The sequence below is a fragment of the Streptomyces polyasparticus genome, assembly GCF_014493765.1.
Taxonomy (GTDB): Bacteria; Actinomycetota; Actinomycetes; order Streptomycetales; family Streptomycetaceae; genus Streptomyces; species Streptomyces polyasparticus.
Genome location: NZ_JACTVJ010000015.1, coordinates 1 through 16,186, shown reverse-complemented (window position 1 = coordinate 16,186; position 16,186 = coordinate 1). Strand labels below are relative to the sequence as shown.

Here is a 16,186-nt window from a genome sequence, read left to right as displayed (position 1 = left end):
GGCGGCCTGCAGAAGTTGGCGGCCTGCAGAAGTAGGTGGTCTGCTGAAGCGGGCGGCCTGCCGAAGCGGTCGCCCTGCCGAAGCAGGCGGTCAGCCGAAGCAGAGGTGTCGCGGACGGCGGGACGGGCGGACCTACTGCTCCTCGCCGTACCGCGGATCCACCGACTCCGGTGACAGGCCCAGGAGTTCGGCCACCTGCTCGACGACCACCTCGTGCACCAGCGCGGCCCGTTCGTCGCGGCTCTTGGTGCGGATTTCCACCGGGCGGCGGTAGACCACCACACGGGCGGGCTTGCCGTCACGCGCCGGGACGATGCCGCCGAGCGGTACGGAGCCGCCGCCGAAGTCCCCGTCGGGGGTACCGGCCGGGGCCTGGAGCCGAGGCACTTCGAGGACCAGGAACTCGATGTCGGAGAGCTGGGGCAGCCGCCGCTCCAGGCGCTCCACGGAGTCCTGCACCAGATCGGTGAACAGCTCGGCCCGGCTCGCGGACAGCGGCACCTGCGGGGGAGCGACGGGCCCGCGCATGCCACGGCCATGACGGTCGCGGCGACGGGGCCTGGGCTCGGTGGGGCGAGGCGGTACGGGGCTGTCCATTACCGGTGCAGCCTAGTCCTCTCGACCGACAGGCGCTGTTCCCGGCGCGGGGCGTCACCCGGGCGGTGCCGCTGGGAGGTGTGGCGTCCGGCGGGCGGGCTGTCGCTTCCTGACCGTTCGGATCGCGATTGAGCTCGATTCCGTACGGCTTGAAGACCGCCCTTCTCATGGCAAATGACGTCATTTGCATCGAGTGGTGACCGGATTCAACACCCGTCACTGCCGCGCCGGATGGGCTCCGCGCAGGTCAGCGAGGAGAGGGAAGAGCGCGGTGTGGGCGGGCTCACAGCACGACACGGTGGGGTGACCTCGTGGAGAGTCGTCGCGGCCCGCTCAAGAGTGCGGTACCGTCCAACGTCGTGAGCCTCGTACGTCGCTGTTCGCGCACCGCCTGCGGCCGTCCCGCCGTCGCGACGCTGACGTACGTCTACGCGGACTCGACCGCTGTGCTCGGTCCGCTCGCCACGTACGCAGAGCCGCACTGCTATGACCTGTGCGCCGAGCACTCGGAACGCCTGACCGCCCCGCGCGGCTGGGAGGTCGTCCGCCTGGCCGACGGCTCCGCCCCGCCCCGCCCGAGTGGCGATGATCTCGAAGCCCTCGCCAATGCCGTACGGGAGGCCGCGAGGCCCCAGGAGCGCACGGCGGAGGCCGGCGGCAGCGGGCGTGCGGGGGCCGACCCGATGGAGGTCGCGCGCCGCGGCCATCTGCGGGTGCTGCGGTCGCCGGAGTCCTGAGCGGCTCAAATGGCCCTCGCCGCCGTCTAGTTCCCTTCACATCTCCTGACGTGGATCGTCGCACTCCCCTCAACACCCTTCGTTGTACGGGCCATTGACTCCTTCTCGCTGCGGACACGACCATTTCCCGCGACCCGGGAGGCCTGTGTGTTCGTTCAGGAACTGGAACCCGTCGCCGCTTCGCTCGCCCTGTCCGCACTGGTCGCGACGCTGCCGCTCGTCACCGTCCTCGTACTGCTCGGCGCCGTCCGTATGCGCGCCCATCGCGCCGGTCTGATCGGCCTGGCCGTGGCGGCGGCCGTGGCCTGGATCGCGTACGGGATGCCGGTGACGCAGACCGCGTCGGCGGCCGCCCAGGGGGTGCTCTTCGGGCTCTTCCCGATCATGTGGATCGTCGTCAACGCCCTGTGGGTGTACCGGATGACGGTCCGCACCCAGCACTTCGACATCCTGCGCCGCTCCTTCGGCAGGCTCTCCGACGACCCCCGTATCCAGGCACTCGTCATCGCCTTCTGTTTCGGCGCGCTGCTCGAAGCGCTCGCGGGGTTCGGGGCGCCGGTCGCGATCAGCGCGGTGATGCTGGTCGCGCTCGGCTTCGCGCCGGTGAAGGCGGCCGTGGTCGCGCTCGTCGCCAACACCGCGCCGGTCGCCTTCGGCGCCATGGGCACACCGGTCGTGACGCTCGCGCAGGTCACCGGGCTGCCGCTGGACAGCGTGGCCTCGGTCGTCGGGCGGCAGACGCCGCTGCTCGCGCTGGTCGTGCCGCTCGTTCTCGTCTTCCTCGTGGACGGCAGGCGCGGGCTGCGCGAGACGTGGGTGCCCGCCCTTGCGTGCGGAGTCGCCTTCGCCGTGGCCCAGTTCGCGGCCTCCAACTACGTCTCCGCCCAGCTCGCCGACATCGGCGCCGCGCTCGCGGGTGCGGCCGCGCTCGTGGCCCTGCCCGGGGCGCGCAGGCCGGCGGCGGAGCCCGTACGGACCGCCGTCCTCACCGGCGTACGGAGTGAGGACCTGGACGTGGTGGACGCGCGGCGCGAAGTGGTGCGCGCCTACGCTCCGTACGGGCTGATCGTGGCCGTGTTCTCGGTCGCGCAGATCCCGCCGGTGAAGGATTTCCTGGCCGGGGCGACGCAGGTCTTCGACTGGCCGCTGCTCGATGTGGCAGGGCCGGACGGTGAGCCGGTCGGGGCCGACCTGTTCACGCTGCCGCTGGTGTCGACCGGCGGAACTCTCGTGCTGCTCGCGGGAGTCGGCACGGCCGCCGTGATCGGGGTGCGGCTGCGTCCCGCCGTACGGGAGTGGCTGGCCACCGTGTACGAGCTGCGCTTCGCGATCCTGACCGTGACGTCGGTGCTCGCGCTCGCCTATGTGATGAACCTGTCCGGTCAAGCGGCCGTGATCGGGCACTACGTGGCGGCGGCGGGTGCGGGGCTCGCGTTCCTGTCGCCCGTGCTCGGCTGGTTCGGGGTGGCGGTCTCGGGGTCCGACACCTCGGCGAACGCACTGTTCGGTGCGCTGCAGGTGACCGCGGCGCGCCAGTCGGGTCTGTCGCCGGATCTCCTTGCGGCGGCGAACAGTTCGGGCGGTGTGCTCGGCAAGATGATCTCGCCGCAGAACCTGACGATCGCGTGCGCGGCGGTCGGGCTCGCCGGCAAGGAGGGCGATCTGCTGCGCAAGGTGCTGCCGTGGAGTGTCGGGCTGCTGCTGGTGATGTGCCTGATCGTGGTGCTGCAGAGCACGGCGGTGCTGGGGTGGATGCTGCCGTGAGTGGTGCTGGGAGTGCTGCCGTGAGTGCCTTGCTGCGGGCCGTCGGGTGAGGTGGCCGGGCGGCCCGGAAACGGACTGTCGGTCCTCACTTCCGACCTGCTTCGCCGGTTGTCCACAGGCTGGTACGGGGGCTTGTGGGCGGCGGGTAGTTTTGGTGCACCGCACTGACATTCCAGAGAGGCTTGGGCTGTGGTTGATCTGACACAGATCGTGAAGGCGTACGACGTTCGCGGCGTCGTGCCCGACCAGTGGGACGAGCAGCTCGCGGAGCTGTTCGGCGCCGCGTTCGCCCGGGTCACCGGTGCCGACGCGATCGTCGTCGGACATGACATGCGCCCGTCGTCCCCGGGGCTCTCGCGCGCCTTCGCGCGCGGTGCGTCGCGACTGGGCGTCGCGGTCACCGAGATCGGCCTCTGCTCGACCGACCAGCTGTACTTCGCCTCCGGTGACATGGATCTGCCGGGCGCGATGTTCACGGCCTCGCACAACCCCGCGCAGTACAACGGGATCAAGATGTGCCGCGCCGGCGCCGCCCCGATCGGCCAGGACACGGGCCTCGCCGAGATCCGTGAGCTGGTCGAGCAGTGGGCCGACTCCGGTGCCCCCGAGCCGGCCGCCGCTCCCGGCGAGATCACGCAGCGCGAGACGCTCACCGACTATGCGGCGTATCTGCTGCGCCTGGTCGACCTGACCTCGATCCGGCCGCTGAAGGTCGTGGTGGACGCGGGCAACGGGATGGGCGGCCACACCGTGCCGACCGTCTTCGACGGCCTGCCGCTCGACCTCGTCCCCATGTACTTCGAGCTGGACGGCACCTTCCCCAACCACGAGGCCAACCCGCTGGACCCGGCCAACATCGTGGACCTGCAGAAGCGGGTGCGCGAGGAGGGCGCCGACCTCGGCCTCGCCTTCGACGGCGATGCCGACCGCTGCTTCGTGGTCGACGAGCGGGGCGAGCCGGTCTCGCCGTCCGCGATCACGGCTCTGGTCGCGGCCCGTGAGCTGGCCAAGCACGGGGGCAAGGGCACGATCATCCACAACCTGATCACCTCGTGGTCGGTGCCGGAGGTCGTCCGGGAGAACGGCGGCACCCCGGTCCGCACCCGCGTCGGCCACTCCTTCATCAAGCAGGAGATGGCCCACACCGGGGCGATCTTCGGCGGCGAGCACTCGGCGCACTACTACTTCAAGGACTTCTGGAACGCGGACACGGGCATGCTCGCCGCGCTCCACGTCCTCGCCGCGCTGGGCGGCCAGGAGGGCACGCTGTCCGACCTCGTCGCCCAGTACGACCGCTACACCGGCTCCGGCGAGATCAACTCCACCGTCGACGACCAGGTGGCTCGTGCGGCCGCGGTGAAGACCGCGTACGAGGGCCGCGAGGGCCTCGCCCTGGACGAGCTGGACGGCCTGACGGTCTCGGCCTCCGACTGGTGGTTCAACCTCCGGGCCTCGAACACGGAGCCGCTGCTGCGCCTGAATGTGGAGGCGCGCGACGCGGCGACGATGGAGCGGGTACGGGACGAGGTCCTGGCACTGGTACGCGGTTGATCCGGCCTGACGCCGCGGGGGTCACGGGGGCACAGCCCCCGGGCCCCTGCTGGGGCTGTGGGCCGGTACCGAGGGACTGACGCTGACGTATCGGACCGCCCGAATGCCAGGCACCCGACCCCGTCCCCTCCGGCCGCGTTGAGGCCGCGGCCCCGCCGCCCCAAGACCCGGCACCCCACCGCACACAGCGATACCCTGACGTGGTCAAACCACCAGTTCGAAGGGACGGACCCTCACCATGCCGCTCGAAGCCGGACTCCTCGAGATCCTCGCCTGCCCGGCGTGCCACGCACCCCTCAAGGAAGCGGACACCGAGCTGATCTGCACCGGCACGGACTGCGGCCTGGCCTACCCGGTCCGCGACGGCATCCCCGTCCTCCTGGTCGACGAGGCCCGCCGCCCGGCCTGATCCGGCCCCGGCGGCACGGACGCGACGACTCCGGAGCCGTACGCGACAAGCCGCCGCACCCCGCACACACCGAAGCCACCCCGCACCCAGCGTTCGGAGGCCCACCCCCGTGCTAGACGACTCGCTGCTGGACAGCCCCGAAGCCCTGGCCCGAGCCGACCGCAGAGGCCTGCTCCGCGGCGCGGCCGAGGCCGGTGCCAGGGTGCGCACCGCGGTGCGCTTCGCGGAGGAGGCCGGTGTCAGCAGCCTGCGCCCCGAGGGCCGCCCCCGGGCGATCCTCATCGCGGGCCCCGGCGCCGCGTCCGTGTGCGTCGCCGACCTGATCGACACCTTGGCGGGGGCGGCCTGCCCGGTCGTCAGGCTGCAGCCCACCGGCGTGGCCCCCGCCGCCGGAGCCCTCCGCTGGAACCTGCCCGGCTGGGCGGGCCCGGTCGACCTGCTCCTGATCGCCACACCCGACGGCACCGAGCCCGGCCTCGAACTCCTCGCCGAGCAGGCGTACCGCCGGGGCTGCTCGGTCACCTCCGTGGCCCCCGCCGGATCCCCGCTGCACGAGACCGTCGGGGCCAAGCACGGCCTGGCCGTACCGATGGCGAAGAGCCTTCATGCCGAGTACGAGGAGGGCGCGGCCGCGGGCCCGGACGCCCTGTGGGCGCTGCTCACCCCGATGCTCGCGCTCCTCGACCGCGCGGGCCTGATCGAGGCCGCACCCGACAGCCTGCAGAAGGTCGCCGACCGGCTCGACGCCACCGCGGAACGCTGCGGCCCGGCGATCGCCACGTACAGCAACCCGGCCAAGACCCTCGCCGCCGAGCTCGACGAGTCCCTGCCGCTGATCTGGACCGAGGGACCGCCCGCGGGCCCGGTCGGCCGCCGCTTCGCCGCGATGCTCGCCGAGATCGCGGGCCGCGCCGCCCTCGCCGGCGAGCTGCCCGAGGCCCTGCCCGCCCATGGCGCCCTGTTGACGGGCAACCTCGCGGCGGGCGGCGACCCGGAGGACTTCTTCCGTGACCGCGTGGACGAACCGCAGGCCCTGCGCGCCCGCGCCGTGCTCCTGCGCGACCGCCCCACCGGCGGCCTCAGCGCCGCCCCGGCCGCCCGCGAGCTCGCGCTCGGTCACGACATCGCGATCAGCGAGCTCGAACCGCAGGAGGGCAGCGACCTGGAATCCCTGGCGGAGCTGATCGCCGTCACGGATTTCGCCGCCGTTTACCTGGCGCTCGCCTCCGGGGGCTCATCATGACCGGCCTGCCGGTGCCCGTCCCGGGCACCTGATTCCCGTACGGACAAAGTACGCACGTCGAAGGAACACCCCTCATGGACCGCCTCACCAACACCATCCGCCCGTACGCCTGGGGTTCGGCCACCGCGATCCCGCAGCTGCTCGGCGTGGAGCCGACCGGCGAACCGCAGGCCGAGATGTGGATGGGCGCTCACCCCGGCGCCCCCTCGCGCCTGGAGCGCGGCCCGCTCAACGAGGTCATCGACGCCGCCCCCGAGGCCGAGCTGGGCGCCGCGGCCGTCGCGAAGTTCGGCCCCCGGCTGCCCTTCCTGCTCAAGCTGCTCGCCGCCGGCGCCCCGCTCTCGCTGCAGGTGCACCCCAATCTGGAGCAGGCGAAGGAGGGTTACGCGGACGAGGAGCAGCGCGGCGTCCCGATCGACGCACCGTTCCGCAACTACAAGGACGCCAACCACAAGCCCGAACTGATCTGCGCGCTCACCCCGTTCGACGGCCTGTGCGGCTTCCGCGCCCCGGCCGAGGCCGCGGAGCTGCTCGCCGGTCTCGGTGTGGACTCCCTGAAGCCGTACGTCGACCTGCTGCACGCACAGCCCGAGGAAGCGGCGCTGCGCGAGGTGCTCACCGCCGTGCTCAGCGCCGACAAGGACGCGATGACGGCCACGGTCACCGAGGCCGCGGCCGCCGCCGAGAGCCTGGGCGGCGCCTACGCCCCGTACGCGAGCATCGCCCGCCACTACCCGGGCGACCCGGGCGTGATCGCCGCGATGCTGCTCAACTACGTCCAACTGCAGCCCGGCGAGGCCCTGTTCCTCGGCGCGGGCGTCCCGCACGCCTACCTCAACGGCCTGGGCGTCGAGATCATGGCCAACTCCGACAACGTGCTGCGCTGCGGCCTCACCCCCAAGCACGTCGACGTCCCCGAACTCCTGCGCATCGTCCGCTTCGAGGCCACCGACCCGGGCGTCCTGCGCCCCGAGGCGGGCCCCGACGGCGAGGAGGTCTACGAGACGCCGATCGACGAGTTCCGCCTCTCGCGCTATGTCCTGGCCGAGGGCTCCGAGAAGCGCACGGTGACCGCCCGTACTCCGCAGATCCTGCTCTGCACGGCGGGCACGGTGACCGCGGGGGAGTACGAGCTCGCTCCGGGCCAGTCGGTCTTCGTCCCCGCGGACGAGGCGGCGGAGATTTCCGGAAACGGCACCCTCTTCCGCGCCACTGTGGTGGCCTGACGCGCCGTCCCCTGCCACTGCTGCAACAATGACGGACCGCATGGCCCCGGCGGCCGTGCGGTCCATTGCGTACACGGCCTACTCACGTACGTACAAGGCAGCGGTTCGAAGGGACATCGGGCTAGATGAGCGCGTCAGGCGGCACCAAGGCGATCGTGGCGGCACTCGCCGCCAACCTCGCCATCGCGGTAGCGAAATTCGTGGCCTTCATCTTCAGTGGCTCCTCGTCGATGCTGGCGGAGAGCGTCCACTCGCTCGCCGACTCGGGCAACCAGGGCCTGCTCCTGCTCGGCGGCAAGAAGGCGCAGCGCGCCGCGACCCCCCAGCACCCCTTCGGCTACGGCCGCGAGCGCTACATCTACGCCTTCCTCGTCTCGATCGTGCTCTTCTCCGTCGGTGGCATGTTCGCCATCTACGAGGGCTACGAGAAGATCAAGCACCCGCACGAGATCACGCACTGGTACTGGCCGGTCGGCGTCCTGGTGTTCGCGATCATCGCCGAGACCTTCTCCTTCCGTACGGCCATCAAGGAGTCGAACGCGATCCGCGGCAAGCAGTCGTGGAAGGAGTTCATCCGCCGCTCCAAGGCGCCCGAGCTCCCCGTCGTCCTCCTCGAGGACCTCGGCGCGCTGGTCGGTCTGATCCTCGCCCTGGTCGGCGTCAGCCTCGCGCTCGCCACCGGCAACGGCGTCTGGGACGGCATCGGCACCCTCTGCATCGGTGTGCTGCTCATCCTGATCGCGATCGTGCTCGCCGCCGAGACGAAGTCGCTGCTGCTCGGTGAGTCCGCGGGTGCCGAGGAGGTCGCCAAGATCGAGGCCGCGATGGTCGACGGCGACACCGTCACCCGCATCATCCACATGCGTACGCTGCACCTCGGCCCCGAGGAACTCCTCGTTGCCGCCAAGGTCGCGGTCCAGCACGACGACACGGCCGCCGAGGTGGCAGCCGCCATAAACGCAGCCGAGGACCGCATCCGCGCCGCCGTCCCGATCGCCCGCGTGATCTACCTCGAGCCGGACATCTACAGCGAGTCGGCGGCCGAGGCGGGCGACAACCCGGCGAAGTCCCCGGGCGGACACTGATCCCTTTTCAGCCCCACTCAGCCCCTCCGGCGTTTGAGGAGATCCGAACGAAGTTCGGATGCTGGGGGTGCAGGGGGCGAAGCCCCCGCGGTCCCACCCACCCTGGGGCCCCGCACATGGGGTCCGGGGCGCAGCCCCGGTTTCGGGAAGGGGCGGGTAGGGGAAATCCACACCTGCCGTACGACCACCAGGCAGCACCTTCGGCAAGCGAACGGGCCCCACACCTTCCGAGGTGCGGGGCCCGTCGCCGTACGAAATCCGGGAGCTACCGAATCTCGCGCAGCACATCCAGAATCGCCGCGTCATCCGGCGCCGACTGCAGCCGCTCACGGAACCCGGTGTCCATCAGCTTGCGCGACAGCAGCGCGAGGATCCGCAGATGCTCATCGCCCGCGGCAGCCTCCGGCACGGAGATCATGAAGATCAGCTTGGCCTTCGTACCGTCGAGCGAGCCCCACTCGACGCCCTCGGGGGACCGGGCGAACCCGACGACGGGCTCGTCGACCGCATCCGTCTTGGCGTGCGGGATCGCGATCTCCTCGCCGAGTCCCGTGGTGCCCTGCGCCTCGCGCCGCAGCGCGGTCTGTACGAGCTCCTCGGTGTCGTTGACCTTGCCGGTGGAGGCCAGCATGTTGGCCATCTCGCGGATCGCCGCCTCCTTGTCGTCGGAGGTGAGCCGGACCTTGACGGTCTGCGCGGTGAGGTAACCGGAGAGGACCTCGTCATCGGCCGCGGAAGCCGGCTGCTCCGTGGCCCCGGCCCCGATGCCGGCCGACTTCGTACCGGCCGGAGTAGCGGGGGAGGCGGTACCGGCGGCCGCGGCAGCAGCGCCGGCGGCCTTCACCCCGGCACCCACACTGGCCATGGCCGGCTCGGCGCCACCCATCTGCACGGTCTCGTCGGCGTCCTTGCGGGCCTTGATGCCGATGAGCGCGTTGGTGGTCAGAGCGGTGACGACCGTACCGGCGATGATCGCGACGAAGAACATCAGCGCACCGCCGATCGCGCCGAACAGCGAGACGATCGGGCCACCGTGCGGCACCGAGTCCGTCACCCCGGCTACACCGGCGATCGCACCGGCGACCGCACCACCGAGCATGTTCGCCGGAATGACCTGGGCCGGCCGCGCCGCGGCGAAGGGGATCGCTCCCTCGGAGATACCGAAGAAGCCCATGAACAGCGCCGCGAGACCGGTCTCCTGCTCCTCCTGCGTATAGAACTTCTTGCGCAGCAGCGTGGCCAGACCCTGGCCGAGCGGCATGACCGGGATGGCGGCCGCGGCCATACCCATGACCTCGTTGTTCGTGCCGATCAGACCGGCCGCGACCAGGAACGCCGTCTTGTTGACCGGACCGCCCATGTCGAAGGCGATCATGAGACCGATGATGGCGCCGAGCACGACCGCGCTGGAACCGGTCATGCCGTTCAGCCAGTCGGTGAGGTGCGTGAAGACCCAGGAGATCGGCTGGCCGATCACGTAGATGTAGAGCAGGCCGAGCACCAGCGTCGACACGATGGGGATCACGATGATCGGCATGATCGGTGCCACGAACTTCGGCACCTTGACCTTCTTGATCCACATCACGAGGTAACCGGCCATGAAACCGGTGACGATCGCGCCAAGGAAGCCCGCGTTCGCGTCGGCGCCGTAGATGCCCGTCGCGTTGGCCGCCAGGAAACCGCCGATCATGCCGGGTACGAGGGCGGGGCGGTCGCCGAGCGCGTACGCGATGTAGCCCGAGAAGATCGGCAGCATCAGGCTGAAGCCGGTCTCACCGAGCTTCTGCACGTAGTACCAGAACGTGTCCTCGGGGACCACGAGGCCGCCCTTGGCGTCCGCATGACCGCCCAGGGACAGCGAGATGGCGAGCAGCAGACCGCCCACGACGACGAACGGGATCATGTACGAGACACCGTTCATCAGCGCCTTGTACGCGAGGCTCCGCTCCTTGCCGCCGCCCGCGCCGCCCCCACCGGAGCCGCCCGCCGCGCCGCCGCCGGCACCGCCGCCCGTGTACACCGTGGCGCTCTGCACCTCGGCGATCAGCTGCTCGGGCCGGTGGATGCCGTCCGCGACCGGAACCGTCAGGAGCTTCTTGCCGGCGAAGCGGTCGAGGTCGACCTCCTTGTCGGCTGCGATGATGATGCCGTCGGCTTCTCTGACATCGTTGTCGGTGAGGACGTTCTCGGCTCCGATCGAGCCCTGCGTCTCCACCTTCATGTCGATGCCGAGACCGTCGGCCGCCTGCTGGAGCTTCTCGGCCGCCATATACGTATGGGCGATACCGGTCGGGCACGCGGTGACCGCCAGGAGCTTCAGCTTGTGCCCGTCGGGCCCGGCGCCTGCGGGCGGTTGCGCTGGACTGGTCACGTAGGTCTCCTCAGGCTTCCGTGCGACACCGCACAGCAGTGCGGGTTTGGCCTACTGCATCCTGCTATGAGCATGTCTGTGCGCAAAATTCTAGAAGGCTTGCGCCCGGCAGGCCTCTGGACCGCCCGGCGCCCCGCTCGCGAGAGCCTGGGGCGGGCTACTGCCCGCTGGGCCGATCGGTGTAGATTCGTGACCTGACAGACGTCGCTGCTGATGGCGGTCGGGCGGGCCGATGGTTGGGCCGTCCGAGGGAGAGAGGGCCTCCGACGGACTGCGCTGCGAGCTACCGGGTCCACTCTGTGTGCCTGCGCGGGCTGGTGTTGCGCCTGCGCGTCGTGTGCCCGCGCCGCAGCCGCTCCATGCCCGAATACCGCCTCCGATCCGGGAGCAGCTTCACATGACCCTTGTCAATGGACAGGACTTCAAGGTCGCCGATCTCTCGCTGGCCGAGTTCGGCCGCAAGGAGATCACCCTCGCCGAGCACGAGATGCCCGGTCTGATGTCGATCCGCAAGGAGTTCGCCGCCTCGCAGCCGCTGGCCGGCGCGCGGATCATGGGCTCCCTGCACATGACCGTGCAGACCGCCGTCCTCATCGAGACCCTGGTCGCCCTGGGCGCCGAGGTCCGCTGGGTCTCCTGCAACATCTTCTCCACCCAGGACCACGCCGCCGCCGCCATCGCCGTCGGCCCGAACGGCACGCCGGACTCCCCCCAGGGCGTCCCGGTCTTCGCCTGGAAGGGCGAGACGCTCGAGGAGTACTGGTGGTGCACCGAGCAGGCGCTGACCTGGCCGGGCAGCCCCACCGGCGGCCCGAACATGATCCTCGACGACGGCGGCGACGCCACCCTCCTCGTCCACAAGGGCGTCGAGTACGAGAAGGCCGGCAAGGTCCCCTCGGTCGACACCGCCGAGAACGAAGAGCACCGCGTCATCCTGCAGCTCCTCAACCGCACCATCACCGAGGGCTCCGACAAGTGGACGAAGCTCGCCTCGGAGATCCGCGGTGTGACGGAGGAGACCACGACCGGTGTCCACCGTCTGTACGAGATGCACCGTGACGGCACGCTGCTGTTCCCGGCGATCAACGTCAACGACGCCGTGACCAAGTCGAAGTTCGACAACAAGTACGGCTGCCGCCACTCGCTGATCGACGGCATCAACCGCGCCACCGACGTCCTCATCGGCGGCAAGACCGCGGTCGTCTGCGGCTACGGCGACGTGGGCAAGGGCTGCGCCGAGTCGCTGCGCGGCCAGGGTGCCCGCGTCATCGTCACCGAGATCGACCCGATCTGCGCGCTGCAGGCGGCGATGGACGGCTACCAGGTGACCACGCTCGACGAGGTCATCGACAAGGCCGACATCTTCATCACGACGACCGGCAACAAGGACATCATCATGGCCTCGGACATGGCCAAGATGAAGCACCAGGCGATCGTCGGGAACATCGGCCACTTCGACAACGAGATCGACATGGCCGGCCTCGCGCAGATCCCGGGCATCGTCAAGGACGAGGTCAAGCCGCAGGTCCACACCTGGACGTTCCCCGACGGCAAGGTCCTCATCGTCCTTTCCGAGGGCCGCCTCCTGAACCTGGGCAACGCGACCGGCCACCCGTCCTTCGTGATGTCCAACTCGTTCGCGGACCAGACCCTGGCCCAGATCGAGCTGTTCACGAAGCCCGAGCAGTACCCGACCGACGTGTACGTGCTCCCGAAGCACCTCGACGAGAAGGTCGCCCGCCTCCACCTGGACGCGCTCGGTGTGAAGCTCACCGAACTGCGCCCGGAGCAGGCCGACTACATCGGCGTCAAGGTCGACGGCCCGTACAAGCCGGACCACTACCGGTACTGATCCCGCAGGTCGGACCACCACCGCCACCGATCCCGTCGCTGGCGGAGCACTTGGCGCCAGGCAGGCCCTCGCCCCTCAGGCGGGGGCCTGCCCGCGTGCAGCCCCGACCAGGCCCCGAGCAGGACCCAGCAAGGACTCGACCTCATGCCCCGCGGCCGCTATTCGCTCCACGATCCGCACGACCACACCCCCCTCGGTGAAGAGCACTTCCACTGCGCCCCCGGCCCTTCCGGCTGGCGCTACGTCTCCCAACTGACCTCCCCCGCCGGGGACTTCACCGGCTCCGTCGACCTGGCCGTCGACGAACTCGGCCGCCCCATCCGCCTCGAACTGCACACCTCGGACTGGCAGGTGCGCGGCGCCGCCATCGACGGCGTGACCTGGGTGCGCACCGACCCCACCGGCGAGCACGCCACCGAAGGCAATGTCCGGGCCCATGCCTTCAGCGGTGCCTCACCCTCATTCCTGATCGCCACAGCACGGCTGCTGCGCCTCACCCCCGACTCCCCCTCGAAGCGCGTCCGCCTCGTCCGCTTCACCGACCCCGTGCTCGCCCCGCGCACCCTCGACCAGTCCTGGTCACTGCTGAAAAGCGAAACACACGCCACTGACAACGGCCCGCTGGCGGTGGACGAATACCAGGTCGCGGACCTGGACACGGGGGAGCAGCACACCGTGCACATCGCCGGTGACGTGGTGCTCGCGGCGCCGGGCCTCGAGCTCGAAGACCTGGAGTCCCCGCCGTCGGTGTTCCCGTAACTCCGCCTCTTCACGAGGCGGTTGTGCGGGCACGCGACCCGCAGCCGCCTCAAGCAGGCGGCGCAAAGCCGGTCTTGGGCGCCACGTCCTCCTGGGCAACGGCCGGAGGCTCGGCCGCGGGAGACCGGTAGGAGGGCTGAACCGGCTGAGAAGCGGGCTGCCCCGCAGGCGGCGCAAAAGCCCCTGAGCCGGGGGCAGACACAGGGGACTCGACAGTCGGCGCAGGGTACTGAGCAGAAGCAGGCCCAGACGCATCAGCAGAAGCAGGCCGAGTCGCCTGAGGAGGAGCGGGCGCCACAGCCCCATACCCGGGGGTCCCATAGGCGGGGGCCCCATTACCGGGGGTCCCATAGGCGGGGGCCCCATAACCGGGCACAGGCGCAGCCCCGAACGCCTTCCGCGCATCCCGAGCCTGCCGCTCCTGCACCACAGCCGCCAAATAGGCCGCCGGCGGAACCTCTTGTGGCGCCGCACTCCCCGTACAAGCCGCGAGATCGTTCGCGAGCCGCGCCGCCATCGACCATCCCACCTGCGGATCCAACTGCCCCATCCGCGTCAGGTACTGCCGGATCGCCAGCCACAGAGCGTCGGGAACGCCGGACAGATCCAGTTCGGCGAACCGCCCCACCAGCCAGGGCGGAGGCGGTGGCACATAGGCGGTACGGGCCACAGGGATCCGCTCCCGTACGACGAGCGTCCCCGCGAACACATCCCCGAGCCGCCGCCCGCGCGCCGACACCAGCGAGGCGATACACGCGACCACCCCGGCCGTCCCCAGGATCTCGATCACCCCCATCGCCCCGCGCACCAGCGCATGCCGGAAGCGGATGGGTCCGCCGTCATCGCGTACGACCCGAAGCCCGCAGGCGAGCTTCCCCAGCGAACGCCCATGGCTCAGCGTCTCCACCGCGATCGGCGCGCCGACGAGCACGAGGATGAACGTGGCCACCGAGATCGCCGCCTGCGCGGCGCCGTCGAGAGAACCGGCAGCGGCGAGCAACAGCAGCGACACGGCGATATACGCCGCGAAAGCCGCAGCCAGATCGATCATCACCGCCAAGGCACGGCTGGGCAGCCGCGCGGCACGCAGTTCGAGCGCCACGGCCTCACCGGTCACCAGCTCACTCACGTGTCCCGCCCTTCCCCGCACTGCCCCTGGACCGGACAGTCTGCCAAGCTGAGAGCACATCGCGCCGCAGCAAGGGGAGCAGCCGCCGGATGGACCTGGACGTCTTCGTCACCGCACACCGTGCCGAATGGGACCGCCTGGACGCGCTGCTACGGCGCCGGCGCAGGCTCTCCGGAGCCGAGGCCGACGAACTCGTCGCGCTGTACCAGCGCACCGCCACCCACCTCTCGCTGATCCAGTCCAGCGCCCCCGACCCCCAGCTGACCGGCCGCCTCAGCCAGCTCGTCGCGCGCGCACGCAGCGCGGTGACGGGCACCCGCCGCGCCTCATGGCGCGACGTCACCCGCTTCCTGGGCAACGGGTTCCCGGCCGCGATGTACCGCACCCGCCACTGGTGGGTACCCACCGCATTGCTCTCGACCCTGCTCGCCGCGGTCATCGGCTGGTGGATCGCCACGCACCCGGAAGTCCAGTCCGCCATCGCGGCCCCGGAGGAGCTCCGCCGGCTCACCCGCCCCGGCGGCGACTACGAGACGTACTACTCGAGCCACCCGGCAGCCTCCTTCGCCGCCCAGGTCTGGACGAACAACGCCCAGGCCGCCGCGATGTGCCTGGTCCTGGGCGCGTTCCTCTGCTTCCCGGTGATCTGGATCCTGTTCCTCAACATGCTCAACCTGGGCGTGGGCATCGGCCTCATGTCCTCTGCAGGCCGCCTCGACACCTTCCTCGGCCTGGTCCTGCCGCACGGCCTCCTGGAACTGACGGCCGTCTTCGTCGCCGCCGGCACGGGCCTGCGCCTCGGCTGGACCCTCATCGACCCGGGCCCGCGCACCCGCCGCACAGCCCTCGCCGAAGAAGGCCGAGCCGCCCTGGGCATGGCCGTCGGACTCGCCCTCGTCCTGTTCGTCTCGGGCGCCATCGAAGGCTTCGTCACCCCGTCCGGTCTCCCCACATGGGCACGCATCACCATCGGCATCGTCGCGGAACTCGCCTTCCTTCTGTACGTGTACGTGGTGGGCGGCCGCGCTGTCCGCGCCGGCGAACGGGGCGATGTGGCAGAGGCCGAACAGAGTGCCTCGGTGCCCATCGCCGCGTGATGTGCGTTCACCCCTCCTGACCTGCTACTGTCCTCTCCGCCCCAAGAAAGTCGTTGACACGGCAGGACGGGGGAGGTAGATTCGAACAGTTGCCTGGAACCGGTCAGGTTCGGCGGCAGAGCTTCACATCTACGTGCTTCGCAGGAAATTCATTCCTCACGAAGCCCCTTCCGATTCATCAGAATCCAAGGCCGGTCAGACCGGCCGAGAAACTCTGATAAAGTCGGACTCACCGGAAAGGGAAACCGCCGAAAAGCGGAAACCCCGAAAGGCGCCGAGGAAATCGACTCGAAAGAGTCTGATAGAGTCGGAAACGCAAGACCGAAGGGAAGCCCGGAGGAAAGCCCGAGAGGGTGAGTACAAAGG

At 70.3% G+C, this 16,186-nt stretch carries 13 protein-coding genes; 10 read left to right on the top strand and 3 right to left on the bottom strand.

The window, feature by feature from the left end; all coding sequences use genetic code 11:
* Positions 1-132: 132 nt before the first annotated feature.
* Positions 133-597, bottom strand: coding sequence for a metallopeptidase family protein (locus tag H9Y04_RS29455; protein WP_187817125.1), 465 nt, complete (start codon positions 595-597; stop codon positions 133-135).
* 311 nt (positions 598-908) lie between these two features.
* On the opposite strand from H9Y04_RS29455, the gene H9Y04_RS29450 reads away from it, so the two are divergent.
* The 7 genes from H9Y04_RS29450 to H9Y04_RS29420 all read left to right on the top strand — a co-directional run bounded on the left by H9Y04_RS29450 (position 909) and on the right by H9Y04_RS29420 (position 8,612).
* Complete coding sequence (locus H9Y04_RS29450; protein WP_187817124.1) at positions 909-1,334, top strand: DUF3499 domain-containing protein; 426 nt, start codon at positions 909-911, stop codon at positions 1,332-1,334.
* Between the two features lie 147 nt (positions 1,335-1,481).
* Positions 1,482-3,098, top strand: coding sequence for an L-lactate permease (locus H9Y04_RS29445; RefSeq protein ID WP_187817123.1), 1,617 nt, complete (start codon positions 1,482-1,484; stop codon positions 3,096-3,098).
* 189 nt (positions 3,099-3,287) lie between these two features.
* Complete coding sequence (locus H9Y04_RS29440; RefSeq protein WP_187817122.1) at positions 3,288-4,649, top strand: phosphomannomutase/phosphoglucomutase; 1,362 nt, start codon at positions 3,288-3,290, stop codon at positions 4,647-4,649.
* A 238-nt stretch (positions 4,650-4,887) separates the two neighbouring features.
* Positions 4,888-5,058 carry a Trm112 family protein gene (locus tag H9Y04_RS29435; RefSeq protein ID WP_187817121.1) on the top strand — a complete coding sequence of 57 codons (171 nt, stop codon included), beginning with the start codon at positions 4,888-4,890 and terminating at the stop codon, positions 5,056-5,058.
* 109 nt (positions 5,059-5,167) lie between these two features.
* Positions 5,168-6,301 carry an SIS domain-containing protein gene (locus tag H9Y04_RS29430; RefSeq protein ID WP_187817120.1) on the top strand — a complete coding sequence of 378 codons (1,134 nt, stop codon included), beginning with the start codon at positions 5,168-5,170 and terminating at the stop codon, positions 6,299-6,301.
* Positions 6,302-6,375: 74 nt separating this feature from the next.
* The gene (manA, locus tag H9Y04_RS29425; protein WP_187817119.1) at positions 6,376-7,527 is read left to right on the top strand and encodes a mannose-6-phosphate isomerase, class I; all 1,152 of its coding nucleotides are present in this window, start codon (positions 6,376-6,378) and stop codon (positions 7,525-7,527) included.
* Between the two features lie 125 nt (positions 7,528-7,652).
* Complete coding sequence (locus tag H9Y04_RS29420) at positions 7,653-8,612, top strand: cation diffusion facilitator family transporter (protein ID WP_187817118.1); 960 nt, start codon at positions 7,653-7,655, stop codon at positions 8,610-8,612.
* Positions 8,613-8,877: 265 nt separating this feature from the next.
* Here H9Y04_RS29420 and H9Y04_RS29415 read toward each other — a convergent pair whose 3' ends face one another.
* Positions 8,878-10,983 carry a fructose-specific PTS transporter subunit EIIC gene (locus H9Y04_RS29415; RefSeq protein WP_308801149.1) on the bottom strand — a complete coding sequence of 702 codons (2,106 nt, stop codon included), beginning with the start codon at positions 10,981-10,983 and terminating at the stop codon, positions 8,878-8,880.
* A 397-nt stretch (positions 10,984-11,380) separates the two neighbouring features.
* Here H9Y04_RS29415 and ahcY point away from each other — a divergent pair, with 397 nt between their 5' ends.
* Positions 11,381-12,835, top strand: a complete 1,455-nt coding sequence (gene ahcY / locus H9Y04_RS29410; protein ID WP_187817117.1) for an adenosylhomocysteinase — start codon at positions 11,381-11,383, stop codon at positions 12,833-12,835.
* Positions 12,836-12,979: 144 nt separating this feature from the next.
* A complete protein-coding gene (locus H9Y04_RS29405; protein ID WP_187817116.1) occupies positions 12,980-13,594 on the top strand; it encodes a hypothetical protein in 615 nt (204 codons plus the stop codon).
* 49 nt (positions 13,595-13,643) lie between these two features.
* Here H9Y04_RS29405 and H9Y04_RS29400 read toward each other — a convergent pair whose 3' ends face one another.
* A complete protein-coding gene (locus tag H9Y04_RS29400; RefSeq protein WP_187817115.1) occupies positions 13,644-14,723 on the bottom strand; it encodes an RDD family protein in 1,080 nt (359 codons plus the stop codon).
* Positions 14,724-14,812: 89 nt separating this feature from the next.
* Here H9Y04_RS29400 and H9Y04_RS29395 point away from each other — a divergent pair, with 89 nt between their 5' ends.
* A complete protein-coding gene (locus tag H9Y04_RS29395) occupies positions 14,813-15,820 on the top strand; it encodes a stage II sporulation protein M (RefSeq protein ID WP_187817114.1) in 1,008 nt (335 codons plus the stop codon).
* The last annotated feature ends 366 nt before the right edge of the window (positions 15,821-16,186 follow it).

Coding starts and splice junctions, on each gene's coding strand:
- H9Y04_RS29455 (WP_187817125.1), bottom strand. CDS start 597: ATGGACAGCCCCGTACCGCCTCGCCCCACCGAGCCCAGGCCCCGTCGC.
- H9Y04_RS29435 (WP_187817121.1), top strand. CDS start 4,888: ATGCCGCTCGAAGCCGGACTCCTCGAGATCCTCGCCTGCCCGGCGTGC.
- manA (WP_187817119.1), top strand. CDS start 6,376: ATGGACCGCCTCACCAACACCATCCGCCCGTACGCCTGGGGTTCGGCC.
- H9Y04_RS29420 (WP_187817118.1), top strand. CDS start 7,653: ATGAGCGCGTCAGGCGGCACCAAGGCGATCGTGGCGGCACTCGCCGCC.
- ahcY (WP_187817117.1), top strand. CDS start 11,381: ATGACCCTTGTCAATGGACAGGACTTCAAGGTCGCCGATCTCTCGCTG.
- H9Y04_RS29405 (WP_187817116.1), top strand. CDS start 12,980: ATGCCCCGCGGCCGCTATTCGCTCCACGATCCGCACGACCACACCCCC.
- H9Y04_RS29395 (WP_187817114.1), top strand. CDS start 14,813: ATGGACCTGGACGTCTTCGTCACCGCACACCGTGCCGAATGGGACCGC.